Genomic DNA, 11,904 nt, shown 5'->3' with positions numbered 1-11,904 from the left:
ACCCGATCCGACCCCAGTGGTCGTTGTGGTGTGTGGGTGTTTTGTTTTTTTTTTTATACCTCTGGCCCGCGGGCGCCCCCCCGCGGGGGGGGGGGGGCGCCTCGCTGTACCCGACCCTGGCTTGTGACTCTGTGGCTTGCCCGAGAAGGGGCTTCAAGATGGGTGGTGCACCGTTGTCGGATCATGGCTTCGTTCCCGTACGTGGTCGTGGTTACCGTCCCGAACAGGTCGACCGGGAGTACGCCGCGCTGACCCAGGACCGCGACGACGCCCTGGAGCGGGTCGCGCAACTCACCTCCCTGGCCGACCGGATGGTGGGCGAGGCGGAAGTGCTCGCGACCCGGGTGGCATCGCTGGAGCCGCCGACGTACGAGAACCTGGGCCGCCGCGCCCAGCAGATCCTGGCGCTCGCCCGGCAGGAGGACGAGACGCTGCGGGCCGAGGTGCGCGAGGAGTGCAGGGTGGCGCTCGCGGCGGCGGAGTCCGGGGCGCGGAACATACGCGAGACGGCGCGCGACCAGGCCGCCGGCGTACGGGAGGACGCGGAGGCGCACGCCGAGCGCGTGGTGGGGGCGGCGCGGGACGCGGCCGACGAGGCACTGAACGAGGCGCGGAACGAGGGCGCGGAGCACCGGGCGGAGGCGCTCGCCGAGCTTCAGGAGGTGCGCCGGCGTACGGAGCGGCTGCTGGAGGAGCTGGAGCAGAAGCACACGGACCGGCTCGCGGCGACGGAGCGCGAGATCGCGGCGCGGGAGGCGGCGCTGGAGGCCGGGACGGACGAACGCACCACACGGGCTCAGGCGAAGCTCACGGAGGCGCAGCGGGGGCTCTCGGCGGCGGGTGAGCAGGCGCGGCACCGTCAGGAGGACGCGCAGGACCAGGCGGACGAGCTGAAGGCACAGGCCCGGGCGCGGGCGGACTCGGTGGCGCGGGACACGGAGCGGCTGGTACGGGCCCATGAGGAGGCGCGCGAGGAGATGCGGGCGCACATGGCGCACGTACGGAACAGCCTGGCGGCGCTGACGGGGAGGGCTCCGACGGAGGAGTGACGGGTACGCACACAGGGCGTCGGATCGGCGGCGCCGCTCGGAGGAGCCGCCCGCCGGGCTGACGGGCGCCAGACTGACGGGCGCCGGGCGCCGGGCTGGCGGGCTGACGGCGCCTTCGCCTGAGCACCGGGGGCCGCTCGCTCTTCCGGGGCCTACGGGCCCTGCCGGTCCGCCGGTTGGTCCGCCGGTTGGTCAGCCTGTTGGCCAGCCGGTTGGTCCGCGGGCGGGTCCGGGAGCACCGGGAAGCGGCGCGGCGCCAGGAAGAGCAGGGCGAGGAGGGCGAGCGCGCCCGCCCCCGCCGCGCCCACGTAGACATGGTCGACGGCCGTGTCCATCGCCCGGCGCAGGTAGTCCGCCGCCTCGGCGCTCAGGGACGCCGGATCCTCCAGGGCCCGCGCGACACCGTCCACGTCCTCGGGCAGACCGGTGGTGGGCGCGCTCGCCAGCCGTTCGGAGAGTACGGAGTTGGCGACCGCGCCGAAGACGGCCGCGCCCACGCTCTGGCCGATCAGCCGGCAGAAGAGGATGGACGCGGTGGCCGTGCCCCGCTCCGACCAGCCGACGGTCGACTGCACCCCGATGATCAGCGGAAGCTGGAACAGCCCCAGCGCCGCGCCCAGCAGCAGCATGATCAGCGTCGGCTGCCAGGCGTGCCCGGGATAGGGGAGCAGGGGAAAGGCGAGCAGGACCAGCGTCGCGAGCGAGATGCCGATGACGGCGGTCTGCCGGAAGCCGATGCGGTTGTAGACCCGGTTGGAGAGGGCCGCGCTGACCGGCCAGCTCAGAGTCATGGCGGAGAGCACGAACCCGGCGGCGATCGGGCCGAGCCCGAGGACGGACTGCGCGTAGGTCGGGAGGAAGACGGTCGGGGCGACCATCAGCAGCCCCAGGGCGCCGAGCGCGAGGTTGACGGCCGCGATGGTGCGGCGGCGCCAGACCCACCCGGGGATGATCGGTTCCGCGGCCCGTCGTTCGATGACGACGGTGAACGCGGCGAGGACCACGCTGGAGCCGAGGAATGCCAGCGACGGTACGGAGAGCCAGGGCCAGGCGACCCCGCCCTGGACGAGCGCGGTGAGCAGGAGCGCTCCGGTCCCGAAGACGCCCACGGCGCCCGCCCAGTCGATACGGGGCCGGGGGCGGGGCCGGATCCGGGGCGCCCGGCCCGTACGCGCACCGCTTCCCGCACCGGCACCCGTACCGGCACCGGCACTCGCATCGGCTCCCGTACCCGTGTTCGTACCGCTCCGGGCGTGGTGCGGCTCGTGGAGGTACTTGACGACCAGCCAGAGCGCCACGGCCCCGACCGGCAGGTTGATCAGGAAGATCCAGCGCCAGTCCGCGTACCCGGCGATGAGCCCGCCCACCGCCGGGCCCGCCACGGACGACGAGGCCCAGACCGTCGACAGCTTGGCCTGGATCTTCGGGCGCTCCTTGAGGGGGTAGAGGTCGGCGGCGATGGTCTGCACCGTGCCCTGGAGCGCCCCGCCGCCCAGGCCCTGGACGACGCGGAAGGCGATCAGGGAGGCCATGTTCCAGGCGGTGGCGCAGAGCAGCGAGCCGATGAGGAAGAGGATGATGCCGGCGACCAGTACGGGCTTGCGGCCGAGGGTGTCGGAGAGTTTTCCGTACACGGGGAGGGTGACCGTGACGGCGAGCAGATAGCCGGAGAACAGCCAGGAGAAGACGGCGAATCCGCCGAGGTCGCCGACGATCTGCGGGACGGCCGTGGAGACGACGGTGCCGTCGAGCGCGGCGAGCGCCATCCCCAGCATGAGTGCGGCGACGACGGGGCCGCGCCCGCGAGGGGTGCGCGGCCCGTCGGGTATCGCGTCCGTGGGGCCCGTGTCCTTGGTGTGTTCCGTGTCCTCGGTACTGCCTCCGGAGCCGCTCACAAGTTCCCTTCCCCGTACACGTATCTGGTCGGGGACACCTTCTCACCCGCACCTCACAGGGCGGGAGGGGACGAATGGGGGCGCCAGGGTCTCACCGGCGGGTCCATCGGCGGGCGGAGTCCCCTAGGGGTACCTCCTTACGTCTCGCCAGGGGCTGTTCGTACCGGTGGAGGACGTGCGGGCCGTGTCCCGCTCCTTAGGTTGTTCTTACGGACACGGGGGGCGGAAAACCCGTATCACATGAAAAGCGGAAGAGGAGACATACCGTGATAACGGCTGTGACCATCCCCAGGCACGGGGGTACTGGCGGGCGGACGGCCGTCGCGGCGCGAGCGCGGCAGGTCGTCAAGGCGTACGGCTCGGGGGACACCCGGGTCGTCGCGCTGGACCATGTCGACGTGGACATCGCCCAGGGGGAGTTCACCGCGATCATGGGCCCGTCCGGCTCCGGCAAGTCGACGCTGATGCACTGCCTCGCCGGACTGGACACGGTCTCCTCCGGCGAGATCCACCTCGCCGAGACCGAGATAACCAGGCTCAAGGACAAGCAGCTCACGCGGTTGCGCCGGGACCGTGTCGGCTTCATCTTCCAGGCGTTCAACCTGCTGCCGACGCTCAACGCCCTGGAGAACATCACGCTCCCCATGGACATCGCGGGCCGCAAGGCGGACATCGCGTGGCTCCAGCAGGTCGTGGACACGGTGGGGCTCGCCGACCGCCTCACGCACCGTCCGACGCAGCTCTCCGGCGGCCAGCAGCAGCGCGTCGCCGTGGCCCGCGCGCTCGCCGCGCGGCCCGAGATCATCTTCGGTGACGAACCGACGGGGAACCTGGACTCCCGGGCCGGCGCCGAAGTCCTCGGCTTCCTGCGCCGCTCGGTCGACGACCTGGGCCGGACCATCGTGATGGTCACGCACGACCCGGTGGCCGCCTCGTACGCGGACCGGGTGCTGTATCTCGCGGACGGCCGGATCGTCGACGAGATGGAGCGCCCGACCGCCGACGCCGTGCTCGACCGGATGAAGGCCTTCGACGCACGGGGGCGTACGTCGTGACCGTCCTCAAGACCTCGATGCGCAACGTCCTCGCGCACAAGGGACGCATGGCGCTCTCCGCCGTGGCGGTCCTGCTGTCGGTGGCGTTCGTCTGCGGCACGCTCGTCTTCACCGACACGATGAACACGACCTTCGACAAGCTCTTCGCCGCGAGCTCCGCGGATGTCACGGTCAGCCCGAAGAAGGCCGGGGACGACGCGGAATCCGGCAGTTCGCAGACGGGCCGGCCCGAGTCGCTGCCCGCCGCCACGATCGAGACCGTACGGGAGACACAGGGCGTACTCTCCGCCGAGGGCGCCGTCAGCAGCATGAGCGTGACCGTCGTCGACGACGCGAACAAGGACGTGGGCGGCGGCAACGGCGCCCCGACGATCGCCGGCAACTGGACGCACAACGACCTGCGGTCGATGCGGATCACCTCCGGTCACGCGCCGCGCGGCCCGACCGAGGTGATGATCGACGCCGACGCCGCCGACAAGCACCGTCTCGCGATCGGCGACGAACTGCGCACCATCGCCGTCACGGGCGACATCAAGGCGAAGATCTCGGGGATCGCGACCTTCACCGTCACCAACCCCGGCGCGACCGTCGTCTTCTTCGACACCGCCACCGCCCAGCGGGTCCTGCTGGGATCCGCCGGACGCTTCACCCACCTCAATGTCACCGCGGACCAGGGCGTCGGCGACACGCGCCTCAAGCAGGACGTCGCGGCTGCGCTCGGGGCCGGCCCGTACAAGCTCCAGACGCGGCAGGAGGCCGCGGAGGCGAACCGTTCGGACGTCGGCTCCTTCCTCGACGTCATGAAGTACGCGATGCTCGGCTTCGCCGGGATCGCCTTCCTCGTCGGCATCTTCCTCATCGTCAACACCTTCTCGATGCTCGTCGCGCAGCGGACCCGGGAGATCGGCCTGATGCGGGCCCTCGGCTCCAGCCGCAAGCAGGTCAACCGCTCGGTGCTGCTGGAGGCGGTGCTGCTCGGGATCATCGGCTCGGTGGCGGGCGTCGTGGCCGGGGTGGGGCTGGCCGTCGGGCTGATGAAGCTCATGTCCTCCATCGGCATGGACCTGTCCACCGGCGATCTGACGGTGAGGTGGACGACCCCGGTGCTCGGCCTGGTCCTCGGTGTCGTCGTCACGGTCGTCGCCGCGTACGTACCGGCACGGCGGGCCGGGAAGATCTCCCCGATGGCCGCGCTGCGCGACGCGGGAACCCCGGACGACGGGCGTTCCGGGTGGGTACGGGCGGCCATCGGCCTGGTCCTGACGGGCACCGGCGGAGCCGCGCTGCTCCTGGCGGCGAACTCCGGCAAGGCGAGCGAGGGCTCGCTCCTGCTCGGCGCGGGCGTGGTCCTCTCGCTGCTCGGCTTCGTCGTGATCGGCCCGCTCCTCGCGGGCGGCCTGGTCCGGGTGCTCGGCGCGGTGGTCCTGCGGGTGTTCGGCCCGGTCGGCCGGATGGCGGAGCGCAACGCGCTGCGCAACCCGAGGCGTACGGGGGCGACGGGCGCGGCCCTGATGATCGGGCTCGCCCTGGTGGCCTGCCTGGCGGTGGTCGGCTCCTCGATGGTCGCCTCCGCCACGGACGAGCTGGACCGGTCGGTCGGCGCGGACTTCATCGTCCAGAGCGCCAACGGCCAGCCGATCGTGCCGCAGGCCCAGGCGGCCCTGGAGAAGGCGCCGGACATCGCGCACTTCACGGAGTACAAATGGGTCGAGGTCCGGATGACCGCCCCGGACGGGAGGACGGACAGCGTCGGCCTGTCGGCGGCCGACCCGACGTACGCGACGGACCTGCGCCGCGAGACGGTGAGCGGTGAACTGGCGGCGGCGTACGGCAAGGACGCGATGTCGGTCGGCGACGACTACGCCGAGCGGCACGGCGTCACGGTCGGCGACGAGATGACGGTGGCCTTCGACGGCGGGCGGACCGCGAAGCTGAAGGTCGCGGCGATCACCTCCGACGAAGTGAACGTCGACAAGGGCGCGATGTACGTCGACATCACGACCGCCGAGCGGTACCTGCCGGCCGGCAAGGTCCCCCAGAACATGATCATGTTCGCGGCGGCGGAGGACGGCAAGGAGAAGCAGGCCTACACGGCGCTCAAGGACGCGCTGGCCGCCTACCCGCAGTACAAGGTGCAGAACCAGACGGACTACAAGCAGGACCTGAAGGACCAGATCGGCCAGCTCCTCAACATCGTCTACGGCCTGCTGGCCCTCGCGATCATCGTCGCCGTACTGGGCGTCGTGAACACCCTGGCCCTCTCGGTGGTCGAACGCACCCGCGAGATCGGCCTGCTCCGGGCCATCGGCCTCTCCCGCCGCCAGCTCCGCCGCATGATCCGCCTGGAGTCGGTCGTCATCGCCCTCTTCGGCGCACTGCTGGGCCTCGGCCTGGGCCTGGGCTGGGGCACGGCCGCCCAGAAACTGCTGGCCCTGGAGGGCCTGGGCATCCTGGAGATCCCCTGGCCGACCATCGCCACGGTCTTCGGGGCCTCGGCCTTCGTGGGCCTGTTCGCGGCACTGATCCCCGCGTTCCGGGCGGGCCGCATGAACGTCCTGACCGCGATCGCTACGGAGTAGGACGACGGAGTGGAACGTACGGGGCGCATACGCGCATGCGTACGCGCCGCGGACCGGTACGGTAGTCACCCCGGCCCAGGTGGACGCCCTCCAACGCCCATCGGGGCCGGGGCGCTTCTGCCGGGGCCCCGGGCGCGCGCTACCGGACGACGTCGCCCGGCGTGTCCAGCCACACCCGTTCCCCGTCGCGCGTGACGCTCAGGCCGGCGCGGTCGCGTGCCGGGCGGCCGTGCTCCTCCCAGCGCCGGTAGGAGCGTTCCGCCTCGTCCCACAGGGCGCGTGGCCCGTACTGCGTGACCGCGTACGTGCTCGCCCCGGGTGCATGGCCGACCGCCGCCCAGGACCTTCGGTCGTCCGCCAGGATCCAGAAGGTCGCCTCACCGCTGCCGTCGTCCGCGTCGGCCCGCAGGTACCAGGCGTCGGGCAGGTCGAGACCGATGAAGAACAGGGCGTCGGGGTCGCCGTCGAAGGTGAGGGGCGACAGGTCCGTACGGGACTCGACGGCCTCCTCCCGGTGGTGCAGGAAGTCGGCGAGGTGGCCCCGGTGCGGGCGGTTGCGGCGGGTGCGCATGAAGGCGGGGTATCCGGTGAAGCGGCCGTGCGCCTCGCCGTCGCCCACGTCCAGCACGGCGAAGCTGTACGGGAAGAGACTCCCGCCCCAGGGGGTGACGATCCGGCCCGAGGGTGCCTGCTCGACCCAGGCGTACGGGACCTCGCGCACGGTGTACGTCGCGACGATGCGATCGTACGGTGCCTCGTCCGGCCAGCCGTACTCGCCGAGCCCGCAGACCACTTGGGGATGGAAACCGGCCGCTTCGAGGTTCTTCGCGGCTTGCCGGGCCAGTACCGGGTCGATGTCGACGCTGGTGACCTGGTCCGAGCCCAGGCGGTGGGCGAGCCAGGCCGCGTGGTAGCCGGTGGCCGCGCCGAGTTCCAGGACGCGCTGCCCCTCCCGTACCTCCAGGAGGTCCACCATCTCCAGCATGATGCTCGGCAGGGAACTGGACGAGGTCGGCAACCGGTAGGCGCCTTCAGGGGTTTCCCGGCCGTCGTTGATCTGGGTGATGATGTGCAGGTCGTCGTAGACGGCGGCGAGCCAGCGTTCCGGGCTCTCGCACCGGCGGATCGTGACACCTCCGGCCTCGATCGTGTCCGGCAGGAACAACTCGCGCCGGACTGCGCCCACCGTGTCCGCCCATCCGTCGGGGACCGCCCCCTGGGCGGTAAGGATCTCCAGCAGGCGCGCCGGGGAGCTCATGTCAGGTCACGTGTCCTTCTTCTTAGGGGGATTGGTGACCGGCTTGGTCCACCTGCCGTCGCCTTCGCGGGGCGACTGCTTCTTGTCGCCTTCTGTACCGCCCTTGCCGTCGCCGTGCGTACCCATATGTCGGCTCCTTTCGCGAAGCCTCCCGAACTGTCGTAACGCAAAGCAGTCTGGCGTATGCGCAACGTCACGAACAGGGGCGCTGTTGAGCGCCCCCGCCCACGCCCCCGCCCACGCCCCCGCGCTCCGGCACCGGTGGGAAGCGGCCACGGTCCCGCCCCCTCCGCCGCCCCGGCCGCGTCTGTCGTACCGGCGTCGTACGCTGAGAGGACCCCCGGCCCGTGTGACGTGTCGGGCCCTTCGTGTTGCCCCTCAGACCCCACCACCCCACTCAGGACCCACCCCACCCAGGATCCGGACGGAAACCCCCTTCATGAGCCTGCACGGTCTGCTCGACGCCGTCATCAAGGACCCGGCGCTCGCCGAAGCGGTGAAGGCCGCCACCGACGGTCACCGCACGCATGTCGATCTGGTCGGGCCGCCCGCCGCGCGGCCCTTCGCCGTGGCGGCGCTGGCGCGTGAGGCCGGGCGGCCGGTGCTGGCCGTGACCGCCACCGGGCGGGAGGCCGAGGATCTGGCCGCCGCCCTGCGGTCGCTGCTCGATCCGGACACCGTCGTGGAGTACCCGTCCTGGGAGACGCTGCCGCACGAGCGGCTCTCGCCCCGCTCCGACACCGTGGGCCGGCGGCTCGCCGTGCTGCGCCGGCTCGCGCACCCCGTGCCGGACGATCCGTCGGCCGGGCCGGTCAGCGTCGTGGTCTCGCCGGTGCGCTCCGTGCTCCAGCCGCAGGTCAAGGGGCTCGGCGAGCTGGTGCCCGTCGCCCTGCGCAGTGGGCAGAGCGCCGATCTGGGCGAGGTGACCGAGGCGCTGGCCGCCGCCGCGTACGCGCGGGTCGAGCTGGTCGAGAAGCGCGGCGAGTTCGCGGTGCGCGGCGGCATCCTGGATGTCTTCCCGCCCACCGAGGAGCACCCCCTCCGGGTGGAGTTCTGGGGCGACGACGTCGAGGAGATCCGTTACTTCAAGGTCGCCGACCAGCGCTCCCTGGAGGTCGCCGAGCACGGACTGTGGGCGCCGCCCTGCCGTGAGCTGCTGCTCACTCCGGAGGTACGGGAACGGGCCGCGGCGCTCGCCGAGGACCACCCCGAGCTGGGCGAACTGCTGGGCAAGATCGCCGAGGGGATCGCCGTCGAGGGCATGGAAGCCCTCGCCCCGGTCCTGGTGGACGACATGGAGCTGCTGCTCGACGTCCTCCCCAAGGGCTCCATGACGCTGGTCTGCGACCCCGAGCGGGTACGGACCAGGGCCGCCGACCTCGTCGCGACCAGCCAGGAGTTCCTGGCGGCGTCCTGGGCGGCCGGCGCGGGCGGGGGAGAGGCGCCCATCGACGTCGGCGCCGCCTCCCTGTGGTCCGTCGCGGACGTCCGGGACCACGCTCGCGAGCTGGGCATGATGTGGTGGTCCGTCTCCCCCTTCGCGGTCGACGAGGAGCTGGGTGACGAGGCCATCACGCTCGGCATGCACGCCCCCGAGTCGTACCGCGGCGACACCGCCCGCGCCCTCGCCGACACCAAGGGGTGGCTCGCGAACGGCTGGCGGACCGTCTTCGTCACCGAGGGGCACGGCACGGCGTCCCGTACGGTCGAGGTCCTGGGCGGCGAGGGCATCGCCGCGCGGCTCGACACCCCGGGCGCGCGCACGGCGGGCGGGCTCGCCGAGATCGTCCCGTCCGTCGTCCACGTGGCGTGCGGCTCGATGGATTACGGGTTCGTCGACCCCGCGCTGAAGCTCGCCGTCCTCACCGAGACGGATCTCTCGGGGCAGAAGGCGGCGGGCAAGGACGGCGCCCGGATGCCCGCGAAGCGCCGTAAGACCATCGACCCGCTGACGCTGGAGCCGGGCGACTACATCGTCCACGAGCAGCACGGCGTGGGCCGGTACGTGGAGATGGTGCAGCGTACGGTGCAGGGCGCGACCCGCGAATACCTGCTGGTGGAGTACGCGCCGGCCAAGCGTGGCCAGCCCGGCGACCGGCTGTACATCCCGACCGACCAGTTGGAGCAGGTCACCAAGTACGTGGGCGGCGAGGCCCCGACCCTGCACCGTCTGGGCGGCGCGGACTGGACGAAGACCAAGGCGCGCGCCAAGAAGGCCGTCAAGGAGATCGCCGCCGACCTGATCAAGCTCTACTCGGCGCGGATGGCCGCTCCCGGGCACGCCTTCGGCCCTGACACCCCCTGGCAGCGCGAGCTGGAGGACGCCTTCCCGTACGTGGAGACGCCCGACCAGCTCTCCACCATCGCCGAGGTCAAGGAGGACATGGAGAAGACGGTCCCGATGGACCGGCTGATCTGCGGCGACGTCGGCTACGGCAAGACGGAGATCGCCGTAAGGGCGGCCTTCAAGGCGGTCCAGGACGGCAAGCAGGTCGCGGTCCTCGTTCCCACGACGCTGCTGGTGCAGCAGCACTTCGGGACGTTCTCCGAGCGGTACGCGCAGTTCCCCGTCTCGGTGAAGGCGCTCTCGCGCTTCCAGTCGGACGCGGAGGCGAAGGCGACGCTCCAGGGGCTGCGGGAGGGCGCCGTCGACATCGTCATCGGCACGCACCGGCTCTTCTCCTCCGAGACCAAGTTCAAGGACCTGGGCCTGGTCATCGTGGACGAGGAGCAGCGCTTCGGCGTGGAGCACAAGGAGCAGCTCAAGAAGCTCCGCGCCAATGTCGACGTGCTCACCATGTCCGCGACGCCCATTCCACGCACGCTGGAGATGGCCGTCACCGGCATCCGCGAGATGTCGACGATCACCACGCCGCCGGAGGAGCGCCATCCGGTGCTCACGTTCGTCGGACCGTACGAACAGAAGCAGATCGGCGCGGCGGTGCGGCGCGAGCTGCTCCGCGAGGGCCAGGTCTTCTACATCCACAACCGGGTCGAGTCGATCGACCGCGCGGCGGCGAAGCTGCGCGAGATCGTCCCCGAGGCACGGATCGCGACGGCGCACGGACAGATGGGCGAGGCCGCGCTGGAGAAGGTCGTGGTCGACTTCTGGGAGAAGAAGTTCGACGTGCTGGTCTCCACGACGATCGTCGAGTCCGGTATCGACATCTCGAACGCCAACACCCTGATCGTCGAGCGCGGCGACAACTTCGGCCTCTCGCAGCTCCACCAGCTCCGCGGCCGGGTCGGGCGCGGGCGCGAACGCGGCTATTCGTACTTCCTCTACCCGCCGGAGAAGCCGCTCACGGAGACCGCGCACGAGCGGCTGGCGACCATCGCCCAGCACACGGAGATGGGCGCGGGCATGTACGTGGCGATGAAGGACCTGGAGATCCGCGGCGCGGGCAACCTGCTGGGCGGTGAGCAGTCGGGCCACATCGCGGGCGTCGGCTTCGACCTGTACGTACGGATGGTGGGCGAGGCGGTCGCGGACTACCGGGCGGCGCTGGACGGCGGGGAGCAGGAGGAGGCCCCGCTGGAGGTCAAGATCGAACTTCCGGTGGACGCGCACGTTCCGCACGAGTACGCCCCGGGCGAACGGCTGCGCCTCCAGGCGTACCGCGCGATCGCCTCCGCGAACACGGAGGCCGACATCGCCGCCGTGCGGGAGGAGCTGACCGACCGCTACGGCAAGCTGCCGGAGCCGGTGGAGAACCTGCTGCTGGTGGCGGGGCTGCGGATGCTGGCGCGGGCGTGCGGGGTGGGGGAGATCGTGCTCCAGGGCTCCAACATCCGGTTCGCGCCGGTGGAGTTGCGGGAGTCGCAGGAGCTGCGCCTGAAGCGGCTGCACCCCCGTACGGTCATCAAGCCGGCCGCCCACCAGATCCTGGTGCCGCGCCCGACCGCGGGCAAGATCGGCGGGAAGCCGGTGGTGGGGCGGGAACTGCTGGCGTGGACGGGGGAGTTCCTGACGACGATCCTCGGCTGAGGCGGCGAGCCGAGGCGGCGAGCTGAGGCGGCGAGCTGAGGCGGCGCCGCTGGTCAGGGGTGCGGCGCCGGGGTTGTCCA

6 protein-coding genes are annotated in these 11,904 nt (G+C 71.6%); 4 read left to right on the top strand and 2 right to left on the bottom strand.

The annotated features are described in order from the left end of the window. Nucleotides 1-158 precede the first annotated feature (158 nt). Nucleotides 159-1,049, top strand: a complete 891-nt coding sequence (locus ACFXPL_RS32430; protein ID WP_384926373.1) for a cellulose-binding protein — start codon at nucleotides 159-161, stop codon at nucleotides 1,047-1,049. Nucleotides 1,050-1,201: 152 nt separating this feature from the next. On the opposite strand, the gene ACFXPL_RS32425 is transcribed toward ACFXPL_RS32430, so the two are convergent. Further along, nucleotides 1,202-2,824, bottom strand: coding sequence for an MFS transporter (locus ACFXPL_RS32425; protein ID WP_384926379.1), 1,623 nt, complete (start codon nucleotides 2,822-2,824; stop codon nucleotides 1,202-1,204). 386 nt (nucleotides 2,825-3,210) lie between these two features. Here ACFXPL_RS32425 and ACFXPL_RS32420 point away from each other — a divergent pair, with 386 nt between their 5' ends. Both ACFXPL_RS32420 and ACFXPL_RS32415 read left to right on the top strand, forming a co-directional pair. Further along, nucleotides 3,211-3,999 carry an ABC transporter ATP-binding protein gene (locus ACFXPL_RS32420; RefSeq protein WP_384926371.1) on the top strand — a complete coding sequence of 263 codons (789 nt, stop codon included), beginning with the start codon at nucleotides 3,211-3,213 and terminating at the stop codon, nucleotides 3,997-3,999. Next, the gene (locus ACFXPL_RS32415; RefSeq protein ID WP_384926369.1) at nucleotides 3,996-6,578 is read left to right on the top strand and encodes an ABC transporter permease; all 2,583 of its coding nucleotides are present in this window, start codon (nucleotides 3,996-3,998) and stop codon (nucleotides 6,576-6,578) included. Before ACFXPL_RS32420 ends, ACFXPL_RS32415 begins: the two co-directional genes overlap by 4 nt. 139 nt (nucleotides 6,579-6,717) lie before the next feature. Here ACFXPL_RS32415 and ACFXPL_RS32410 read toward each other — a convergent pair whose 3' ends face one another. Then, nucleotides 6,718-7,836 (bottom strand): methyltransferase domain-containing protein, encoded by a 1,119-nt coding sequence (locus tag ACFXPL_RS32410; protein WP_384926367.1) that lies wholly within the window; start codon nucleotides 7,834-7,836, stop codon nucleotides 6,718-6,720. A 439-nt stretch (nucleotides 7,837-8,275) separates the two neighbouring features. Between ACFXPL_RS32410 and mfd the strand changes: the two genes are divergently transcribed. Beyond that, nucleotides 8,276-11,824 carry a transcription-repair coupling factor gene (gene mfd, locus ACFXPL_RS32405; protein WP_384926365.1) on the top strand — a complete coding sequence of 1,183 codons (3,549 nt, stop codon included), beginning with the start codon at nucleotides 8,276-8,278 and terminating at the stop codon, nucleotides 11,822-11,824. The last annotated feature ends 80 nt before the right edge of the window (nucleotides 11,825-11,904 follow it).

The organism is Streptomyces sp. NPDC059092 (assembly GCF_042756365.1).
Classification (GTDB): Bacteria; Actinomycetota; Actinomycetes; order Streptomycetales; family Streptomycetaceae; genus Streptomyces.
This window is presented reverse-complemented; position numbering and strand designations above follow the sequence as displayed.